Origin of the sequence: Amycolatopsis sp. La24 (assembly GCF_029087445.1) — a bacterium.
Lineage (GTDB): Bacteria > Actinomycetota > Actinomycetes > Mycobacteriales > Pseudonocardiaceae > Amycolatopsis > Amycolatopsis nivea.
Genome location: NZ_JARACH010000030.1, coordinates 1 through 19,313 on the forward strand (window position 1 = coordinate 1; position 19,313 = coordinate 19,313).

Sequence of the window (19,313 nt, forward strand, 5' to 3'; positions counted from 1 at the left end):
GCCAAAAACACGGCGCGGGGGTGCTTGTCAAGGCATCTTTCCCGCCTTGACAAGCACCCCCGCGCCGTAGTCACAATGAAAAATCGGGGTGCCCACGCAACAAAGGGCCGCAATGTCGCCGCCAGGCGACGAGCCAATCACCCCACCCCGAGATAAGCCTCCTTGATACTGGTATCAGCCAACAACTCCTGCCCAGTACCAGTCTTCGTAATCTGCCCAGTCTCCAGCACATAAGCCCGATGCGCCCGAGACAACGCCTGCTGCGCATTCTGCTCAACCAGCAGCACCGTAGTCCCCTGCCGATTGATCTCCGTAATAATCCGGAAAATCTGCTGAATGAACTGCGGCGCCAACCCCATGGAAGGCTCGTCCAGCAACAACAACCGAGGCTTAGCCATCAACGCCCGCCCGATAGCGAGCATCTGCTGCTCACCCCCGGACATAGTCCCGCCGACCTGAGTCTTCCGCTCAGCCAACCGCGGAAACAACTCGAACACCCGGTCGAAATCAGGCTGCAGATTCTTCCGGTCCTTGCGCGCATAAGCGCCCATGTCCAGATTCTCCAGCACCGTCATGCCGGGGAAAATCCCCCGCCCCTCCGGCGCCTGCGAAATCCCGCGAACCACACGCAAATCCCCGCGCAGCCGCGAAATGTCCTCGCCGTCGAACCGGATGGCACCGCCGGAAATGGGCCGGATACCGGAAATCGCCCGCATCGTGGTGGACTTGCCGGCGCCGTTCGCCCCGATGAGGGTGACGATCTCGCCCTCGTTGACCGTGATGGACAGCCCGGACACGGCCTGGATCCGTCCGTAGTGGACGGAAACCTCGGTTAGCTCAAGCAACGTCATCGTCGGGAACTCCCAGGTAAGCGGCGATCACGGCGGGGTTCTCCCGGATTTCGGAAGGCAGCCCGTCGGCGATCTTCTTGCCGAACTCCAGCACCACGATCCGGTCGGTGACGCCCATGACGAGCTTCATGTCGTGTTCGATCAGCAGGACGGTGTAGCCGTCGTCTCGGATCGTCCGGATCAGCCCCATGAGCTCTTCCTTCTCCGCCGGGTTGAACCCGGCGGCAGGCTCGTCGAGGCACAGCAGCTTCGGCTCGGTGGCGAGCGCCCGCGCGATCTCCAGCCGGCGCTGATAGCCGTACGGCAGGTTCTTCGCCCGGTCCGCGGCGCGGTCGGCGATGCCGACGAATTCCAGCAGCGCCATGGCCTTCTCGATCGCCTGCTTCTCCTCGCGGTGGTGCCGCGGGACTCGCAGGAGGGCGCCGAGCAGGCTCGTCTTGTGCCGGGCGTCGGTGCCGACGACCACGTTCTCCAGCGCGGTCATCTCGGAAAACAGCCGGATGTTCTGGAACGTCCGCGCGATGCCGAGCTGGGTGATCCCGTGCCGCGACGTCTTGCCGAGCGGCTGGTCCTCGAGCAGCACCTGCCCCGAGGACGGCCGGTAGACGCCGGTCATCGCGTTGAAGCAGGTGGTCTTGCCCGCGCCGTTCGGCCCGATCAGGCCCAGGATCTCGCCGCGCCGGATCTCGAAGGACACCGAGTCCAGCGCCACCAGCCCGCCGAAGCGGACGGTGACGTCGTCGACCTTGAGCAGCGTCTGCCCGTAGCCTGCCTGGATCTCCCGGTCCGGCGCGACGACCTCGGCGACCTCGGCCTCGTGCTCGGCGAGCTCGTCGGCGGTCATGTTCGCGACCTCGGCCACGAGGCCGCCCTCGGCCGGGACCTCGGGCCCGGTTCCGTTGCCAGGGACCGTCATGCCTTCTCCCCCGGGTTGTCGGTGACCAGCGAACCGTCGCTGCTGACCTGTTCGCCCTTGCCGAGCAGCCGCTGGTACGCCTGCCTGCCGTAGGCGAGCAGCCGCTGCCGCGCGCCGAGCAGGCCCTGCGGGCGAAAGATCATCAGGACGATCAGCGCCAGCCCGAAGATCAGGTACTTGTACTCCGCGATCTGCTGGAACCGCAGCGGCACGTACGCCACCACGATCGCGCCCAGCAGCACGCCGACCTTGTTGCCCGCGCCGCCGAGAATGACCGCCGCCAGGAACAGCATCGACGTGACCACGTCGAACTTCTGGTTGTTCACGAAGCCCAATTGCCCCGCGTACAGCGCGCCGGAGAGGCCGCCGACCGCGGCGCCGCCGACGAACGCCCAGATCTTGAACTTGAACGTCGGCACGCCCATGATCTCGGCCGCGTCCTCGTCGTCGCGGATCGCGACCCACGCGCGGCCGACGCGGCTGCGCTCCAGGTTCCCGACCACGAACAGGATCACGATGATGATCGTGACGCAGAGCCAGTACCACGGGATGCCGTCGGTGTTGTTGAAGAGCGGGTTGCCGTCCGCCTTCACACCCGGCGGGTGCCCGACGCCCTGGAAGCCGCGGTTGCCGCGCAGCGGGTCGATGTTGTCGGCCAGCAGCCGCACGATCTCGCCGAAGCCCAGCGTGACGATCGCCAGGTAGTCGCCGCGCAACCGCAGCGTCGGCGTCCCCAGGATCACCCCGAAGATCATCGTGACCACCATCGCGATCGGCAGCACGACGAGGAACGGCAGCTTCGCCAGCGACGAGTCCGGGCTCGTGAAGAGCGCCATCACGTAGGCGCCGATCGCGAAGAACCCGACGTAGCCGAGGTCGAGCAGACCCGCTTGGCCGACCACGATGTTGAGCCCGATGGCGACCAGCGCGTAGCGGGCCACCTCGAACATCGCGATCGGGAAGTCGTACCCGGGCTGGGTGGTGATCAGCGGCGGGTTCAGCACCGGCAGCAGGTAGACCAGCGCCACCAGCGGGATGAGCACCCCCCACTGCTGGACCCGGGACAGCCTGTTCCACCAGTCCGAGAGCGGACGGCGGCGCGCCTTCTCCGGAGCGGCGGGCGGCGTCGTAGTCGTCGTCATACCCGTGCCTTTCCGAGCGATTCGCCGAGAATGCCGGTCGGGCGGAACATGAGGATCAGCACCAGCAGGGCGAACGCGACGACGTCGCGCCACGCGCCGCCGAACAGCGACTGCCCGTAGTTCTCCACGACGCCGAGCAGCAGGCCGCCCAGCAGCGCGCCGCGCAGGTTGCCGATGCCGCCGAGCACCGCGGCGGTGAACGCCTTGATGCCGAGGATGAAGCCTCCCTGGTACGAGGCGCCCTGCGGGATCTTCATCATGTAGAACAGCGCCGCCGCGCCGGCCAGCAGGCCGCCGATGAGGAACGTCAGGGTGATGACGCGTTCCTTGTTGACGCCCATCAGCGTCGCGGTGTCCGGGTCCTGCGCGACCGCGCGGATGCCGCGGCCGAACTTGGTGCGGTTGACGAACATGTCCGTGCCGACCATCAGCAGGATCGACGCCACCACGGTGATGATGGTGACGATCGTGACGCTGCCGCCGAAGATCGTGAACACCTCGTCGTTGCGCAGCAGCCGGATGCTGTTTTCCGGGTTGCCGCCGCGCCAGATGAACAGGATCTGCTGCAGCACGAAGGAAGCGCCGATCGCGGTGATCAGGAAGACCAGCCGGGGGGCCTTGCGTTTGCGCAGCGGCCGGTAGGCCACGCGTTCCAGCACGACCGCGGTGCCGCCGGACACCGCCATCGACGCGATGAGCGCGAGCAGCAGGAAGCCGATCAGCTCGAAGATCGGCAGATCCGGGGTCGCGCCGGGGCGGAAACCCAAGCCGTAGAAGGTGAACCACGTCGCGAAGGCGCCGTAGATGAACACCTCGGAGTGGGCGAAGTTGATGAGTTTGAGCACGCCGTAGACGAGGGTGTAGCCCAGCGCTACGAGCGCGTAGATGCTGCCGTAGGAAAGACCGTCGATCGTGTTGTCCCAGAACTGGTTCAGGAACGAATTCACGTCGAAGGTGATCCAGCTTCCGCCGCCCTGCGCGAGGACGAGCGAACTGAGGTCAGGGGTCATCGACACACTAGTTCTCCATGTGGGTCCGGGGTGCGGGCCCGGCGGGATCTCGCCGCCTGGCCCGCACCCCGGTACTGGAACCGAAAGCGGTGAGCTACTTGATCTCGGTGTTGCGGACGATCTTCCCGTTCTCCACCTTGTAGGTCCACACGGTGGTCGCGGCGAGCTCGCCGTGGTCGTCCCACTTGAAGTGCTTCGTGATGCCCTGGCCGTCGTAGGTCTTCACGAAGTCCAGCAGGCCGGCGCGGTCCTTCTTGCCCGCGTCGATGCCCTTCAGCAGGATCGTCGCGACGTCGTAGGCCTCGGGCGAGTAGGTGCCCGGGTCGACGCCGGTCGCCGCCTTGTAGGCGTCGGTGAACTTGGTGAACTGGTCGGCGGGCACGCAGGGGCAGGTGAAGTACGCGTTGGCCGCGGCGTCGCCGGCGCCCTTCACGAACAGGTCGTCCTTCACGCCGTCCGGGCCGACGAACTTGGCCTTGACGCCCGCGTCGTTCAGCTGCTGCGCGAACGGAGCGGCTTCCTGGTAGTAGCCCGAGTAGAAGATCGCGTCCGGCTTCTCGTTCTTGATCTTGTTGACCACGGCGGAGAAGTCGGTCTGCTTCGTCTTGACCTTGTCCTGGCAGCTCGCCTTGTCGCCGAGCGCCTTGACGGTCGAGGCGGCGAGACCGGTGCCGTACTCGGAGTCGTCCTCGATCACGCAGACCTTGTTGGCCTTGAGCTCGCCGGTGATGAACTTCGCGGCGGCCGGGCCCTGCGCGTTGTCGTTGCCCAGCGCGCGGAAGAAGGTCTTCCAGCCGTTCTGGGCGAGCGACGGGTTGGTCGCGGACGGGGTCACGGCGACGAGGCCCGCGGAGTTGAAGATGTTGCCCGCGGCCTTCGACTCGCCCGAGAACGGGAGGCCGATGACGCCGATGATGCCCGGGGTGTTGACGATCTGGGTCACGATGCCCGGCGCCTTGTCCGGGGTGCCCTCGGTGTCGAACTCCGCGAGCTTGACCTGGCAGCCCGGGTTCGCCTTGTTGTGCTGGTCGACCGCCAGCTTCGCGCCCTTGAGGATGTTCTGGCCCAGGGCCGCGTTCGCGCCGTTGATCGTGCCGGCGTAGGCGATCGAGGTCGGCGCGCACTGCGCCTTGCCGTCTCCCGCCGGGTCCGCCGCGTTCGCCGCCGCCGACGGGGCCGCGGCCTGCGGCGCGCCGCTGTCGCCACCCGAGTCACCGCCGGTCCGCGCCGAGCAGGCGCCAAGGGAGATGACTCCCGCCGCGGCCAGCACGATGACCTTAGTGAGTCGTGCTCTCTGCACTCGTTCCTCCAAATGCCACCCGCCACGCTCCTGCGGAACGGCGGGTCCCTGCGTGGGACTTCGACTGGGCGCTGAACGTAGCCGCCGGGTGAGGTGTTGCACAGAGTCACAGCGAGTCTTGTATCCACATCGTGACGGTCGTCACGAGAATTAACGGACGATTTACACTCGATCGTCTGATTGCAACGACCGAGTGAATGACTCTTCGTGTCCGAGCACCCCTCGAACGGACCTAGACCTGGCGTCCGATCGATGGAGGCAGTGTAGGAACATCCCCTCTGTCACCGTGACCGACACCACGATCCCCCGGCCTCCAAGGTAGCAACCTTGCCCTTTCGCGCAGGGCAGATCAACCCGCACGGGTGGGTCGCGAACCGGTGCCGCAGAAGGGTTTTCGCTGGTCGGCGCCCAGGTTTCGGCGCGACACGGCGGGCCGGGACGGATGCGGCGAACCGGACGGCAGTCCCGCTGGGCGGGAGCGCGCTCCGGGGCCGGGCGGTGACTCTCCGGAACGGTTTCCGGCGTTTCCGGAGTGCCGGGCCACGAAAAAGCGGGCGCGACCCCCTGGTCACGCCCGCTTCCCCGGGTGCTTGCCGGTTGCTCAGCCGATGCTTTCCACGACCGCCTCGGCGACGGCCTTCATCGTGGTGCGCCGGTCCATCGCGGTGCGCTGGATCCAGCGGAACGCGTCGGGTTCGGTGAGCCCCTGGCGGCTCATCAGCAGACCCTTCGCCCGGTCGATGACCTTGCGGGTCTCGAGCCGGTCGGTGAGCCCGGCGACCTCGGCCTCGAGGGCCTGCAGCTCGGAGAACCGGCTGACGGCCAGCTCGATCGCGGGCACGAGGTCGCGTTTGGCGAACGGTTTCACCAGGTACGCCATGGTGCCCGCGTCGCGGGCCCGTTCGACGAGGTCGCGCTGGCTGAACGCGGTGAGAATGACGACCGGCGCGATCCGGTCGCCGGTGATCCGCGCGGCCGCCTCGATGCCGTCGAGCTTCGGCATCTTGACGTCGAGGATCACGAGGTCCGGCTTGAGATCGGTGGCCAGCGCGATGGCCTCCTCGCCGTCGCCGGCCTCGCCGACCACCTCGTAGCCCTCTTCGCGCAGCATCTCCACCAGGTCGAGCCGGATGAGCGCCTCGTCTTCCGCGACGAGCACCCGTCGCTGCGGCACGCCGGCGGCGCCGTTCGACTCGGCAGCCTGTTCGGTCACCGGTGTCCTCCTGAAGGCTCGGCGGGACGTCTTCGACACGCGGTCACCCGCGAGAGCCCAGCGTACCGGGACCGATCCAGATCCCACGATGGCGTTCACCACGAAGTGGCGGGCGACACCCAGCCCCGGCCCCAAGTCGATCACCGCCGATCCCCGTCGATCACCGGACCCGATCATCGGACCCGGTCGCCGGAGGGGAGGACGGGTCCCGTAAGGTTTCCGGCACTGCGCCCCCGTAGCCCAACTGGCAGAGGCAACGGATTCAAAACCCGTCCAGTGTGAGTTCGAATCTCACCGGGGGCACGGACAACCTCTACACAAGCGAGCGCGCTCGACTGAGCAGCTTGCATGTCGGTCATCTGATCCGTGATCCGCTCCGCCGCCTCGGCCAGGGCCACTGCGTCGAGCAAGGCAGCCTCGTCCGGCCCGGGCTGGCTCGCGGTCTCGGCGTCCAAAGCGTCGACCCGTGCGGAGATCGCTATCCGTACGGCTGCTCCGACATCCGCCGCGACGCCTGCGAAGGACGGTTCGGAGATCACTATGCGAGTCAGTCCTGGTCGCTCCGGCCAGGCCGACCCGGCTTCACGGCGAGTTCACTGCCCTTGGCCCCGGCGCGACAGACGCAGATCCTCTGAGCATTAACAATCATCTTGCGAGTCCCGTTTGAAAAACCTTCGGAAACGTCCCGGGACAGTTTTCCCACGAAGCCTGGATATTTCACGCGAATAGCGCTCCAAGTCGTGGCTTCCGCTACTGACTGCCCGGTCCATCAACTTGGCCCATTTCTCGATGGCATCGTCGAACAGACCGCGCAGAGCCGTCAACCGGGCATCGATTTCGCAAAGCTCGCGCTCGTACGGGCCCGCATCCTCCTTGCCGAGCAGCCGACGCGCTTCATCGTGCGCGCAAAGCGCCCCCGTAAATTCCCGCGAAGCGCCGCACACTTTCGCCCGGACCATCTCCGCGCGGCCGTGGTTGACGTCGTCCACGCTGATGCTGACCGACTTGTCGACCCACCGTCGCGCCTCGTCCATCTCCGCAGGCAGGCCCGCTTCCCCCGCCTTCCAGTGGATGTTCGCGCCCATCCGAAGGTGAATACTCAGGTCGCGGATGCTGACCTCGCCCAGTTCCCGGTCGATTTCAATCGCCTGCCGCATGCACTGCAACGCCCCGGAGTAGAGTCGATGATCGCCGTCATCTGCCCGCATCTCCAGCAGTCGCGCCTGCATCTCGAGCACTGAAGACCGGACCCTGCGTCGCAGGGCCTCGTCGCCAAGGCCGCGCTTCTCGACCTCGTCAACCTGCGCCCATGCCAGATCTAATTGAGCCTGCGCTTTCTCGAAGCGGTATTGCAGGAAGTGCATGCGCGCATGCATCGAGTAGGCTCGAATCAGGATGAAGGGGTCGCCGATCCGGCGAGCACTGGTGATCCGGTAGCCGTTGAGCACCTGGAACCACGAGTGCAGGCTCCTTCGATTCGCGAACAGTTCCAAGTTCATGACCAGCAGACAGACTTCGCTGTCTTGTCCAGCCCCGCACGCGTCACGGACGACTTCGGTGACGAGGTCGAGGAGCATGCCAAGCGCGGCCTTGGCCCGCACGGCATCACCTCTCACAGTCGACTGTTCAGGGACCCGCAGCCGACCAGGATCGCTGTCCGCTTCCCGAGCCTTCTCCATCAACCAGCGCAGCAACCTTTGCGACACCGCGGCGGCCGGCGGCTGACAGTCCGCGGGAAGCAGGGCGGGTACGTACCGCCGCGTCACTTCGTCCATCACCGGACGTTCGTCAGGGCCTTTCGCGAGAACGAAGCCCGTCACCAGCTTCGCCAGGTCGCTCCGGGTGACCGGGAATCCTGCCGCTGCCTGCGCGCTGTCGGGCGTGATGCCTGCCGCGGGGTATGCCGCCAGAGCAGCGATCAATGCGTGGTTGTGCGCACCCAAGGAGTCGAACGCCCGCCGCACGGCCTCAGCTATCACATCATCGGCCCCGGCGAGCCCCTCGGCCGGCAGCGTCTCGAGAAAATCTCGCACAACCGTGCCGGGACCGGCCGCCCTCGCGTACTGGAGAGCAACGCCTGCTTGAACGAGGATCCGCGGTCGACCGCCACACAAGCTGAGCAGTTCGTCAGTCGCGTCCGGTTCGGCGTCCAGAACCGAAGGGGCGCACCGCGATTCCAGCACCTTCCTGGCTGGCACATCGTCCAGCATGGGCAGTTCGACGACGCGATCGAGAGTGACCTCGGAACGCAGCCGACAGTCAACCGCGGCACTGGTCACGAGAACGAGATTCACCGGCGAAACCGGTTGCAAAATGCTGACGTCGTCCGAGTGACGCAGATTCTCGAGAACCAGAAGAAAATGATATTCCAGGGACGCGTTTTGATACTGCCGAGGGAGCCGCCGGGGATCGTCGCTGATGTCAGAAGCGGGAATTCCCAGATCCTGCAAAACGGAAACCAGGACGCTGGCCGTGTCCAGCGACCCGTCGACCCGGTGGTTGTCCAGGTTCACTCTCACACAGCCGTCGTGGAACTGGGGCGTCCAATGGTGCGCCCACCACATCGCCAGAGTGTGTTTCCCTCCACCCGGAGGACCGACAAGGAGCCACAGTCCCGGCTTCGGGCGGAGCTCACGCAGAATTTCCTGGTTGAAAAACGGGTCTGGCGCTGTGGGCCTGGCGGCGTCGCGTCGGGGCTCGCGCCGCCTGAGTCCCCGCAGCAACGCGTCCTGAAACGCGGGATCCTTGCAGGCGTCCTTCAGCCGGTCCGCCAGATCCGCGTTGCCTGCCGGCACGTCCCCGAGTTTCCGCTGGAGAGACTTGGCCACCCCGCCGGCGACGCCTTTCGCCACGCCGTCCACTGCGACGCCCCTGAGGACCGCATCCCCTAAGCCGATCCAATCCATACGCGAACCCCTCCTCCAAGCCGATCCGGGACGGACGATAGCAGCGTGCACAGTATGCGTCACCCTAGGTGATGCATTCTGATGCGGTGCGCAGACGGTCGCGAGAGCCTCTCCTGGAAAACACGCTCGGTCATCCGAATGCTGGGTGGACTTCGCCGGATTGGCAGACAGAGAGGGGCCCGCTGCTGACGTTGGTGTCCGGCACGGACCAGCCACACGTGACGCTGAGAGGCGGTCCGTTGCTGCCCTCCGGTCCGGCGAGACCGGAAGGTCGCTACCGATCTCGGGCCAAACGCCGTAGTGAACTGAACGCTGCACTCCCAAGCTCCGGGTCGTCGCCAAGCCGACAGAGGACCTCGACTGCGTCCGCGTTTCCGACGTGGCCGAGCACGCGCACGGCGTAGTCGACCGTCGCTCGGGAAGTGCCTCACGAGGAACCTGACCACCTCCAGTCGGCCGCACAGCCTGCTCGCCGATGGCGGCGTCGAGCCCAGCAACTCGGCCAGCGTCCGCAGGCTTATTCCGTCGAAACGATCCAGCACGACCACCGCATGCACTGCGAGAGCGACAACGGTCTCGGCGACGCGTCACGCGCCCTCGCACAAGATCTTGAGCAGTTCAGCGTGTCCAGCACCGCAGCCGCGGCCTGCTTGGCGACACCTGTCACGCGGTTTCTGTTCGGTGAGCTCACTGTGCCACCTCAGGGTCGAGCCGTCGCCCCGTCGGCTCCTGAAAGGCAGCGAAGACGGCCGGGCTGGCCACGCTGGAACCTTTGGACTGCTGCGCGCGAAAACGGAACGACAGTGTCGAAAGCGAACCCGGGGAAACGTATCTATCGCTCACCGCGATCAAAGAACCAGGCGTCATGCGGAGGCAGGGTCCGCGTCCAAGCCTTCTTGGCGCGCGAAATCGCCGTCCCCGCTGACGCAGTCATGCCTGGTCCTCATCGCCGAAGAAAGGCACCACCGTGACTGATCGAACAGCGGCATTGCGCGAAGTATGGGAAAGAATGGGCCGCGTTGATCCTTTGTGAGCGGTGATGTCCTACCCGGATCAGCGAGGAGGAAAGTGGACGATCGACGAATTCCTCGCCGCGGCCGAGGTGCCTCGGCCCTCGCTGCGGGAGCGGAAGACCAGTTCGCGCTGCCGCTCAGTGCGCGTGCGCGGCGAAGCCGATCAGGAATTGGGAGAAGACAACCGCGAGGACCACTGCGAAGGCAAGGAATCCCAACGCCCACCGGCGTGCGTTGAGCAACGGCAACTCCCGCGCGGCCGGCGCGGGCCCGGTTTCGGATGCGGACATGACTTCAGAGTTCCTTCCGGTAGACGATGTCGATGACGACGGCGGCGATCGCCGCGGCCGCGACGCCGATGCCGACGAACACCCAGCCCGCGCCGCCTGCTCCGGAGCCGGAATACCAGCCTTCGGAGTAGATCAGCACGAGGACGGCCAGCAGGAGAGCGCACAAGACGATCAGTCCGGACAGGCGGCGCAGCTTGGCCCGGGCGCTGCGGCGCAGGTAGGCGTCGGCGAGCGCGTCGTCGTCTGGCCAGTCCGATGTGGACGGTCGGGTGGACATGAGTTCTCCGTTCAGGAACGCAAGCGCGTCAGGTGGGCTTTGGGTTCGGTGACGATGAAAAGGGTGCCGACGATGGTGATCGCCGAACCGACGATCACGTAGGTGCTGAACGGCGCACCGTAGACGGTGAGGGAAAAGAAGGCGATGAAGAAGAACGCCAGGGTGTTGGTCAGCACGCCGCCGCGCACCGCACCGGCGTAGGAGATTCCGATGTAGTAGCCCATGATCATCCAGATCGCCCAGCCCAGCCCGATCACCGCGCCGATCGCCACGAGCCGCGGCTGGGACCAGGCGGCCGCGGCGACGTGCCGGCCCTCCGGGAACAGCACTGCGAGCAGGATGTCGGCGATGAGCAGTTCGAGGAAAGCCCGCCACCACAGGAAACTCTCCGGCGGCATCAGGTCGGTGCCCGCGGTGATGGCGAAGCTCTCGAAGCCCCAGGTGAGCACCGCGGCCACGATGATCAGCAGACCGACCACGAAGTACCAGCCATGCGTCGGGGCGCCGAGTTCCCCGCCGGAGACGGCCAGCCAGATCCCGACTGCCAGGGCCGCGAGACCGACCAGAGTGGACGCGCGAAGGATCCGTTCTCGGTAGAGCACAGCCGCGATGATCGCTCCGACCACCCCGGCGAGCCCGCCGATGGAACCGGCGAGAGCGCCACCGATCAGTCCCGAGGCGGCGGCGAAGCACAAGTCGCCCACGAACCCGCCGACCGCGACGAACAGATTCCACCAGCTGACCCGGTGGCCGAGAATCCGCGCGGCGTCTCGCCAGGTGCCGGTGACGAGCAGGAAGATCGCGATGGCGAGGACGCCGAAGGGCACCTGCAGTGCGGCCACGAGAACGAACGCGCCGGTCGGCTGCTGCCGGTCGAACGGCGGCGCGGAGACGATCGATCCCAGCAGGCCGAAGGCGAGGCCGAGGGCGGGCGCGGCGAGGATCGCGTAGATCATCCCCATCCGGGTTTTCTTCCCGTCGGCCAGGCGCGATCGCTCGGCCAGCGCGGTCGCGGCCGGGTCGGGCGCGCTCATGCGACGTTCCCGGTGCGCGCGGGCAGTTCGACCGGCAGGTACCGGCGAAGATCGAGCTGGTACTCGACAAGCCGCCTCGCCGATGCGGCGAGCCGGTAGCGGCGCAAGAGATGGCCCCGGTGGCTGCGGTGTTCGAGCACCTCCAGCCAGCCGACGGTGGACAGCCCGATGAGGTCCTCGCGCAGGCCGGACAGTTCGGCGTCGCCGTAGCGCCGGCGCAGTGCCCCGAACAAGTGGTGCTCCCACAGGCCGTCTTCGCCCAGGTGGTAGAGCACCATGACCGCCTGCATTTTCGGTGCGGGTTTCATCGTTGAAACTCCTTCGCGGGTGGACAAATGTTTCCGAGATCGGCGCGGGTCAGGCCCGCCAGACGGTCTTGGCGTTGACGAACTCGCGGATGCCGTGCGCCGACAGTTCGCGGCCGTAGCCGGAGTCTTTGACCCCGCCGAAGGGCACGCCGGGGAACGAGGCAGTGAGGCCGTTGACGAACACTCCCCCGGCCTCGATCTCGCGCTCCGCGCGGTCGATTTCCGCCGCGTCGCCGGTCCAGACGCTCGAGCTGAGCCCGAAGTCCGAGTCGTTGGCGAGCCTGATCGCTTCGCCGAGATCCGCGACGCGGTGCACGCAGGCGACCGGGCCGAAACATTCCTCCCGGTACAGCCGCATGTCCGGGGTCAGTCCGGAGAGGACGGTCGCCGGATAGAAAAAGCCCGGCCCGTCCGGCGTCCGGCCGCCGGCCAGCACCGTCGCGCCCTTGGCGACCGCGTCGGCGACGAGGGCTTCGACCTCTCGCCGTCCGCGTTCGGTGGCGAGCGGACCGAAAGTGGTGCCCGGATCGCGGGGATCCCCGGCGATCGTCGCCGCCATCCCTTCGACGAACCGGGCGGTGAACTCGTCGTAGACGTCGGCGTGGACGTAGTAGCGTTTCGCGGCGATGCAGGACTGCCCGGCGTTCTGCACCCTGGCGGTGACCGCCGCTTCGGCCGCCCGCTCCAGGTCCGCGCTGGGAAGGACCAGGAACACGTCCGTGCCGCCCAGTTCCAGGACTGTCTTCTTGATGTGGCGCCCGGCCGCTTCGGCTACGGCGGACCCGGCCGCGACGGAGCCGGTCAGCGTCGCTGCCCGGATCCGCCGGTCGGCGAGCAGCGGGGCGACGTCCTTCGCTTCGATCAGCACCGCGGGAAAAGACCCGGGCGGAAAACCGGCGCGGTCGAACAAATCGCTCAGGTAGAGCGCGCATTGCGGCACGTTGGAAGCGTGCTTGAGCAGTCCGGTGTTGCCTGCCATCAGCGCCGGGGCGGCGAACCGCACCGTCTGCCAGATCGGATAGTTCCACGGCATGACCGCGAGGACGACGCCGATCGGGTCGAACCGCACAACGAGATCCGACGCGCCGGCCGCCGCCGGATCGACCGGCCGTTCCGGTGCCAGGTAACGCTCCGCGTGGTCGGCGAAATGGCGCATTCCGGCGGCGGACTTGAGCGCCTCGTAGCGCGCGGATTCGAGGGTCTTGCCCATCTCCGCGGTGATCAGCCCGGCGACGGCGTCCGCCTCTGCTTCCAGCAGGTCCGCCGCTCGGTGCAGCCATTCGGCGCGCTGGGCGAAGGTGGTGCGGGACAAGATCCGGAACGCGCCGTCCGCGGCGGCGATCCGGGCTTCGACCTCTGCTGGGGTGTGCGCGGCGAATTTCTTGTGGACCTCGCCGGTGGCGGGGTCGACGCTGGCGATCGTCATGAATGTCCTTCCTGCAAAGGGTGGGGTCGCGCGGACCGGGAGCCCGGTCCGGCGGTCGGGTGCGGCGGCCGGAGCCGTCAGGCCGAGGCGAAGCGCCGGGCCAACGCGGTTCCCGCGCGCCGCAGATACCGCGCCGGGTCGGCGATCGCCCGGGCCTGGCTGCCAGCCAGTTCGGAAAGGTCTTCGGCGGCCTGGAACAGGCCGGCGATCGGTGCGGCCACCCGCCCGGCGGCCAAGAAGGCGGGCACCCGCGCCGCGACGGCGAGCGCCGAGACGTGCCCGGCGAGTTTTCCCGACCGCGACTGCGCGTCGAAGCGTCCCTCGCCGGTGAGGACGAGGTCCGCGGCCGCGACCGCGGCGGGGAGCCCGGCCAGCGAACCCAGGAATTCGCTCCCCGGAGCCAGCTGCGCTCCCCAGGAGAGAAGGCCGAACCCGGTCCCGCCCGCCGCGCCGGCTCCGTCCGTCGCCGGGTCAGCGTCCAGCAAGCCCGCGAACTGCCGGAGATTGCGTTCGGCGGCGGGCAGTTCGTCCGGCGAGAACCCTTTCTGCGGGCCGAAAATCGCCGCCGCACCGTCCGGGCCGAACAGCGGGTTCGTCACGTCGCTCAGCACCAGCGCGCCCGCGGGCGGCACGGGACGAAGCCGCGTCCGGTCCACGGTGTGCAGCCGGGCCAGACCGCGATTCCCTGGCGGAACTGGGTTTCCCGCCTCGTCGAGCAACCGCGCGCCGAGCGCGGCGAGAACGCCGGCACCGCCGTCTGTCGACGCCGACCCGCCCAGCGCGAGCAGCAGCCGACGCACGCCGGTGTCCAGGGCGGCAGCGATCGCGCGGCCGAACCCGAGCGTGTGCGCCTCGGCGGGGCGCGGCCGGTCGAGCAAGCCAAGACCGCTGGTGGAGGCGAGTTCGACGACACCGGTGCCGTCCGGCAGCAGGAGCCAGTGCGCACGCACCGGCCGGTCGTCGGGGCCAGGCACGACGACCGGCATCCGGCGTGCTTCGGGCACGGCCGCGGCTACCGTGTCGAGGGTGCCCTCCCCGCCATCGGCGAGGGGCAGTTCGCGCAGCACGTCGTGCTCGCGCTCCGCGGCCCAGCCTTCGGCGAGCCACCGGGCGGCCTCGGCGGCGCGGACTGAGCCTTTGAACGAGTCCGGGGCGACGAGAACGCGAAGTGCCTTCTTCGTGCCTGTCATCCCGTCGCTCCCACCGCGCGGCCGAACGATTCCACCACGCGCCGGGCGACCCGCTCCGGGTCATCCTGCCAGAGATCTTCGTTGAAGATCTCCACCTCGACATCGCCCCGGTAGCCGGCCTCCTCGACGAGCCCGGAGATCGCCGCGAGATCGGCATGTCCGGCACCGGGCAGGCCGCGGGCGAGCAGCGCGCCGGACGGCAGCGGCGTGACCCAGTCCCCGACCTGATACGAGACGATCCGGCCAGTCGTTCCGGCGCGGCGGACCTGCTCGGCGAGGCACGGATCCCACCAGACGTGGAAGGTGTCGACGACCACGCCGACCCGGCCCGAGGGAAACTGCTCGGCGACGTCGAGCGCCTGGGCCAGCGTCGAGATCACTCCCCGGTCCGCCGCGTACATCGGATGCATGGGTTCGATCGCGAGCACCACTCCGGCCGCCGCCGCGTCGTCCGCCAGCACGCCCACCGCGTCCCGCACCCGGTTCCGCGCGCCCGCGAGGTCGCGGTCGCCCTCGGGCAGCCCGCCCGCGACGAGCACCAGTACCGGCGCCGAGCCCGCCGCGCCCGCCTCGGCCAACACCGCGGTTTCTTCGATCGCCCGGCGGTTTTCCTCGAGCGCGGCCGCGCGATCGTGCCCCGTGACGAACCCGCCGCGGCACAAACTGGAAAACCGCAGCCCCGAATCCGCCAGCATCGCGGCCGCCTTCGACAGCCCGACCTCGGCGACCGGTTCCCGCCACAACCCGATCGCCGGAATTCCGGCGTGTTGAGTGACCCGCAGCGCGGCCGCGAGGTCCGCGTGCCGGATCGTCGCCTGGTTCAACGACAGCCACGGATGCGCGGTCATGCCGGGATCCTTTCGCCGAAGCCGTGCACGGCAAGCAAATCGGCCCACCGCCGCGCCGCCAGTTCGGGATCGACCAGCGCCCCCGCCTCGTCAGCCAAGCGCACCAATGCGGACAGGTGCGGCAGGCTGCGGGCCGCGTGCAGGCCGCCCACCATCGCGAAGGCGGGCTGATAGCCGTTGAGCCAGGCCAGGAACGCGACACCGGTTTTGTAGAACTCGGTGGGAGCGACGAAAATATGCCGTGCCAACGCCTCGGTCGGACCGAGCACCCGCCGGTACTCCGCGTGGTCGCCCGCGTCGAGTGCGCGCAGCGCGGTGGCTGCCAACGGGGCGAACGCGGCGAAGGCGCCGAGAAGCGCGTCGGAACAGGCTTGGCCGTCACCGGCGATCAGGCTCACGTAATGGTAATCGTCCCCGGTGAACACCCGGACCCCGCGAGGCAGCCGCGCCCGGAGCGCGATTTCCCGGCCCGGGTCCAGCAGGCTCATCTTGATCCCGCGTACTTTCCCGGCATTCTCTTCGACGATCCGAAGCACCGTCTCGTCCGCTTCGGGCCCGAAATAACCCGCCAGCTGCCGGTCGAACGCCTCCCCGAGCCAGTGCAGAATCACCGGGGCCCCAGCCTGCGCCAGCACCTCGCGGTACACCTTCTCGTAGTCGCCCGCCGACGTCGCCGCGCGGGCGAGATGCCGGCTGGCCATCAGGACGACCCCCGCGCCGTGGTCTTCGGCGTAGTGGAGCTGAGCCGCGTACGCATCGACGATTTCGCTCAGCGACAAGGTTTCCTCGAGCCGGTGATCGGTGCTGGCTCCGACTACCAGCGCTCCCCCTACCGAGGCCGCTTCGGCCGCGCTGCGAGCGATCAGCTCGCGCGTCGCGGCCGCGTCCAGACCCATGTTGCGCTGTGCGGTGTCCATCGCGTCGGCCACTCCGAGGCCCCATGACCACAGGTGGTGGCGAAACGCCAGCGTGGAGTCCCAATCCAGATCCGCGGGCGCGCCCGGCACATTCTGCGCAGTCGCGCGCGGAACGACATGGGCCGCGGCGTATGCGGTTCGCGCGCGGAACGGCCCGTCGGGACGGGCGAGCGCCGGAGCCTCCCGCAAGGTGTGTCCGGTGACGCAGGCGTCCGCGTCGACCAGGGTCACCCTCGTCATTTCGCTGCCCCGCTCGCCATCGCCCGCGGCACCTCGAGCGGCGCGAGCTCGACTCGCGCACCGGTCCGGGAGCTCTGCAATCCCGCTTCGGCGAGCCGAACCCCGCGCGCGCCCGACAGCAGGTCGTAGGGGTGCGGATCCCCGTCGACCACGTGCCGGACGAATTCCTCCCACTGGGCCCGGAAGCCGTTGCCGAACACCTCGTTGTCCGGGATCTCCCGCCAGTCGGCGGCGTAGTCGTGGGACTCGGCCAGGTCGGGGTTCCACACCGGGCGGGGCGTGCCGTCGCGGTGCTGCGCCCGGCAGCCGAACAACCCGGCGACCGCGCTGCCGTGCGTGCCGTCGACCTGGAACTCGACGAGTTCCTTGCGGTCGACGCGTACCGTCCAGCTGGAATTGAGCTGCGCGATCACGCCGCCGTCGAGTTCGAAGATCGCATACGCGGCGTCGTCCGAGGTGGCCGGATACGACGCGCCGGTCTCGTCGTACCGGGTCGGGATATGCGTCACCGCCCGCGCGTAGACCGAGCGGACTTCCCCGAACAGGTTCTCCAGCACGTAATTCCAGTGCGGGAACATGTCCACGACGATGCCGCCGCCGTCCTCGGCCCGGTAATTCCAGCTCGGCCGCTGCGCCGGCTGCCCGTCGCCCTCGAACACCCAGTAGCCGAACTCCCCGCGGACCGACAGGATCCGCCCGAAGAATCCGGACCGCACCAGCCGTGCCAGCTTCCTCATCCCCGGCAGGTAAAGCTTGTCGTGCACGACGCCGTTGGGCACACCCGCGTCCTGGGCCAGCGCCGCGAGTTCAAGAGCTTCGGGCACCGTCTCGGCAGTCGGCTTCTCCGTGTAGACGGCCTTGCCGGCGGCGATCGCCCGCCGCAGCGCGGCCGCGCGTGCCTTCGTGACGAGGAAGTCGGCATAGACGTCCCACTGGCCGTCGCCGAGCGCGGCGTCGAGATCGGTGGTCCAGTCCGCGATGTCGTGCCGGCGGGCCAGTTCGGCGAGCTTCGCCCCGTCCCGGCCGACGAGCAAGGGCCGGACCTGGACGCGCTCGCCGCTGCGCAGCGGCACCCCGCCCTCGTCGCGCAGCGCGAGGATCGACCGGACGAGATGCTGCCGGTAGCCCATCCTCCCGGTCACGCCGTTCATGATGATGCCGATGCTTCGCTGAGCCACGGGGCCTCCTGGGACACCTGGTCGGATCGGTCCGGACCGGTCAGGGCCGGATGCAGAGAACGCGTTCCCGCCACGATCACTCTCGTTCGGAAAGCGCTTTCCAAGCTAGATTCGTCGAGTGCTCCCCGTCAAGCCCCCAGCCAGGCTCGCCGCCGGGAATTCCGGAAAGCGCTAGCATCGCGGCTGTGAGTCCTCGACGTTCTCCCAGCCCGGCCGAGCCGGCCGGCAGCGTGGCCACCCTCGCCGACGTCGCCGAGCGCGCCGAGGTCTCGCTCGCGACCGCGTCCCGGGTGCTCAACGGCAGCACACGCCAGGTGAAGGAAGCGTTGCGGGCCAAGGTGATCGCCGCCGCGGCGGAACTCGACTACTCGCCCAACGCCCAGGCCCAAGCGATGGCGCGCGGCAACACCGCCACCCTCGGGCTGATCGTCCACGACATCGCCGACCCGTACTTCTCCAGCATCGCGGCCGGCGTCATCGCCGCCGCGGGCGAGCGGGGCCTGCTGGTCACCGTGGCCAGCACCCAGCGCGACCCCGAAGCCGAACTCCGCCACGTGGAGCTGCTCCGCCGCCAGCGCGCGCAGACCGTCGTCCTCGCCGGGTCGCGGCTCGACGACGCCGCCCTGCTCGACCCGATGCGCACGCTGCTGCGGAAGTACACCCAGGGCGGCGGCCGTGCCGCGTGCATCGGCCAGGACGGGCTCGGCATCGGCACCGTCGTCGTCGAAAACCGGCTCAGCGCGGCCGCGCTCGCCGACGCCCTCCACCGCGCCGGACACCGGGCGTTCGCGGTGCTGACGGGTCCGCCCTCGCTGCTCACCGCGCGCGACCGCGCCGAGGGCTTCTGCTTCGGATTGTCCGAGCACGGCGCGGAACCCGAGGCAGAGCACCAGATCCCCGGCGACTTCACCCGGACTGGCGGCTACGAAGCGACGCGTGCGCTGCTCCAGCGAACCGGAGGACGCCCGCCGGTCGACTGCCTGTTCGCCGTCAACGACGTGATGGCGCTCGGCGCGCTCGCCGCCGCGCGCGAAGCCGGCCTGCGAGTGCCCGAAGACATCGGCATCGCCGGATTCGACGACATCAGCCCGTTGCGCGACGTCGTGCCCGCCCTCACCACCGTCCGCCTGCCGATGACGAACATGGGCGCGGAGGCGGTGAAACTCGCCCTCGACGACCACGCGGGCGCTCCCCGCCGCCACCGCGTCCGAGGCGAAGTCGTGCTCCGCGACAGCACCCGCTGCCAGTAACCGA

17 protein-coding genes and 1 tRNA gene are annotated in these 19,313 nt (G+C 68.4%); 2 read left to right on the top strand and 16 right to left on the bottom strand.

Annotated features, from left to right (window positions below):
• Positions 1 to 137: 137 nt before the first annotated feature.
• The 6 genes from PUT80_RS25925 to PUT80_RS25950 form a co-directional block, all read right to left on the bottom strand.
• Complete coding sequence (locus PUT80_RS25925) at positions 138 to 851, bottom strand: ABC transporter ATP-binding protein (RefSeq protein ID WP_037818087.1); 714 nt, start codon at positions 849 to 851, stop codon at positions 138 to 140.
• A complete protein-coding gene (locus PUT80_RS25930; protein WP_037818086.1) occupies positions 838 to 1,767 on the bottom strand; it encodes an ABC transporter ATP-binding protein in 930 nt (309 codons plus the stop codon). Before PUT80_RS25930 ends, PUT80_RS25925 begins: the two co-directional genes overlap by 14 nt.
• On the bottom strand, positions 1,764 to 2,909 hold the full coding sequence (locus PUT80_RS25935; protein ID WP_275293778.1) for a branched-chain amino acid ABC transporter permease: 1,146 nt from the start codon (positions 2,907 to 2,909) through the stop codon (positions 1,764 to 1,766). Before PUT80_RS25935 ends, PUT80_RS25930 begins: the two co-directional genes overlap by 4 nt.
• Positions 2,906 to 3,919, bottom strand: coding sequence for a branched-chain amino acid ABC transporter permease (locus tag PUT80_RS25940; RefSeq protein WP_037818218.1), 1,014 nt, complete (start codon positions 3,917 to 3,919; stop codon positions 2,906 to 2,908). The genes PUT80_RS25935 and PUT80_RS25940 overlap by 4 nt, the downstream gene beginning before the upstream one ends.
• Before the next feature lie 94 nt (positions 3,920 to 4,013).
• Entirely contained in the window at positions 4,014 to 5,189 is a 1,176-nt protein-coding gene (locus PUT80_RS25945; RefSeq protein ID WP_037818084.1) for a branched-chain amino acid ABC transporter substrate-binding protein, read from the bottom strand.
• 631 nt (positions 5,190 to 5,820) lie between these two features.
• Positions 5,821 to 6,432, bottom strand: a complete 612-nt coding sequence (locus tag PUT80_RS25950; RefSeq protein ID WP_067582000.1) for a response regulator — start codon at positions 6,430 to 6,432, stop codon at positions 5,821 to 5,823.
• Positions 6,433 to 6,661: 229 nt separating this feature from the next.
• On the opposite strand from PUT80_RS25950, the gene PUT80_RS25955 reads away from it, so the two are divergent.
• A tRNA-Leu gene (locus PUT80_RS25955) sits at positions 6,662 to 6,735 on the top strand.
• 335 nt (positions 6,736 to 7,070) lie between these two features.
• On the opposite strand, the gene PUT80_RS25960 is transcribed toward PUT80_RS25955, so the two are convergent.
• The 10 genes from PUT80_RS25960 to PUT80_RS26005 all read right to left on the bottom strand — a co-directional run bounded on the left by PUT80_RS25960 (position 7,071) and on the right by PUT80_RS26005 (position 18,059).
• The gene (locus PUT80_RS25960; RefSeq protein WP_275293779.1) at positions 7,071 to 9,338 is read right to left on the bottom strand and encodes a hypothetical protein; all 2,268 of its coding nucleotides are present in this window, start codon (positions 9,336 to 9,338) and stop codon (positions 7,071 to 7,073) included.
• 1,150 nt (positions 9,339 to 10,488) lie between these two features.
• Positions 10,489 to 10,641 (bottom strand): hypothetical protein, encoded by a 153-nt coding sequence (locus PUT80_RS25965; RefSeq protein ID WP_275293780.1) that lies wholly within the window; start codon positions 10,639 to 10,641, stop codon positions 10,489 to 10,491.
• Positions 10,642 to 10,645: 4 nt separating this feature from the next.
• Positions 10,646 to 10,918 (bottom strand): hypothetical protein, encoded by a 273-nt coding sequence (locus PUT80_RS25970; protein ID WP_275293781.1) that lies wholly within the window; start codon positions 10,916 to 10,918, stop codon positions 10,646 to 10,648.
• A gap of 11 nt (positions 10,919 to 10,929) precedes the next feature.
• Positions 10,930 to 11,952: a DMT family transporter gene (locus PUT80_RS25975; RefSeq protein WP_275293782.1), complete on the bottom strand. Its 1,023-nt coding sequence runs from the start codon at positions 11,950 to 11,952 to the stop codon at positions 10,930 to 10,932.
• Positions 11,949 to 12,260 (bottom strand): hypothetical protein, encoded by a 312-nt coding sequence (locus tag PUT80_RS25980; RefSeq protein ID WP_275293783.1) that lies wholly within the window; start codon positions 12,258 to 12,260, stop codon positions 11,949 to 11,951. The genes PUT80_RS25975 and PUT80_RS25980 overlap by 4 nt, the downstream gene beginning before the upstream one ends.
• Before the next feature lie 49 nt (positions 12,261 to 12,309).
• Positions 12,310 to 13,686, bottom strand: coding sequence for an aldehyde dehydrogenase AldH (aldh, locus tag PUT80_RS25985; protein WP_275293784.1), 1,377 nt, complete (start codon positions 13,684 to 13,686; stop codon positions 12,310 to 12,312).
• 77 nt (positions 13,687 to 13,763) lie between these two features.
• Positions 13,764 to 14,876, bottom strand: a complete 1,113-nt coding sequence (locus PUT80_RS25990; RefSeq protein WP_275293785.1) for a glycerate kinase — start codon at positions 14,874 to 14,876, stop codon at positions 13,764 to 13,766.
• The gene (locus PUT80_RS25995) at positions 14,873 to 15,724 is read right to left on the bottom strand and encodes a sugar phosphate isomerase/epimerase family protein (RefSeq protein ID WP_275293786.1); all 852 of its coding nucleotides are present in this window, start codon (positions 15,722 to 15,724) and stop codon (positions 14,873 to 14,875) included. Before PUT80_RS25995 ends, PUT80_RS25990 begins: the two co-directional genes overlap by 4 nt.
• Positions 15,721 to 16,881 carry a DUF993 family protein gene (locus PUT80_RS26000; RefSeq protein WP_275293787.1) on the bottom strand — a complete coding sequence of 387 codons (1,161 nt, stop codon included), beginning with the start codon at positions 16,879 to 16,881 and terminating at the stop codon, positions 15,721 to 15,723. Before PUT80_RS26000 ends, PUT80_RS25995 begins: the two co-directional genes overlap by 4 nt.
• Complete coding sequence (locus PUT80_RS26005) at positions 16,878 to 18,059, bottom strand: Gfo/Idh/MocA family oxidoreductase (protein ID WP_275293788.1); 1,182 nt, start codon at positions 18,057 to 18,059, stop codon at positions 16,878 to 16,880. The genes PUT80_RS26000 and PUT80_RS26005 overlap by 4 nt, the downstream gene beginning before the upstream one ends.
• 185 nt (positions 18,060 to 18,244) lie before the next feature.
• Here PUT80_RS26005 and PUT80_RS26010 point away from each other — a divergent pair, with 185 nt between their 5' ends.
• Entirely contained in the window at positions 18,245 to 19,309 is a 1,065-nt protein-coding gene (locus PUT80_RS26010) for a LacI family DNA-binding transcriptional regulator (protein ID WP_275293789.1), read from the top strand.
• Positions 19,310 to 19,313 lie beyond the last annotated feature (4 nt).

Bases quoted from the DNA above. Each gene is read 5' to 3' on its own strand.
- PUT80_RS25925 (WP_037818087.1), bottom strand. From the start codon at position 851: ATGACGTTGCTTGAGCTAACCGAGGTTTCCGTCCACTACGGACGGATC.
- PUT80_RS25930 (WP_037818086.1), bottom strand. From the start codon at position 1,767: ATGACGGTCCCTGGCAACGGAACCGGGCCCGAGGTCCCGGCCGAGGGC.
- PUT80_RS25935 (WP_275293778.1), bottom strand. From the start codon at position 2,909: ATGACGACGACTACGACGCCGCCCGCCGCTCCGGAGAAGGCGCGCCGC.
- PUT80_RS25940 (WP_037818218.1), bottom strand. From the start codon at position 3,919: ATGACCCCTGACCTCAGTTCGCTCGTCCTCGCGCAGGGCGGCGGAAGC.
- PUT80_RS25960 (WP_275293779.1), bottom strand. From the start codon at position 9,338: ATGGATTGGATCGGCTTAGGGGATGCGGTCCTCAGGGGCGTCGCAGTG.
- PUT80_RS25965 (WP_275293780.1), bottom strand. From the start codon at position 10,641: ATGTCCGCATCCGAAACCGGGCCCGCGCCGGCCGCGCGGGAGTTGCCG.
- PUT80_RS25970 (WP_275293781.1), bottom strand. From the start codon at position 10,918: ATGTCCACCCGACCGTCCACATCGGACTGGCCAGACGACGACGCGCTC.
- PUT80_RS25975 (WP_275293782.1), bottom strand. From the start codon at position 11,952: ATGAGCGCGCCCGACCCGGCCGCGACCGCGCTGGCCGAGCGATCGCGC.
- PUT80_RS25980 (WP_275293783.1), bottom strand. From the start codon at position 12,260: ATGAAACCCGCACCGAAAATGCAGGCGGTCATGGTGCTCTACCACCTG.
- aldh (WP_275293784.1), bottom strand. From the start codon at position 13,686: ATGACGATCGCCAGCGTCGACCCCGCCACCGGCGAGGTCCACAAGAAA.
- PUT80_RS25990 (WP_275293785.1), bottom strand. From the start codon at position 14,876: ATGACAGGCACGAAGAAGGCACTTCGCGTTCTCGTCGCCCCGGACTCG.
- PUT80_RS25995 (WP_275293786.1), bottom strand. From the start codon at position 15,724: ATGACCGCGCATCCGTGGCTGTCGTTGAACCAGGCGACGATCCGGCAC.
- PUT80_RS26000 (WP_275293787.1), bottom strand. From the start codon at position 16,881: ATGACGAGGGTGACCCTGGTCGACGCGGACGCCTGCGTCACCGGACAC.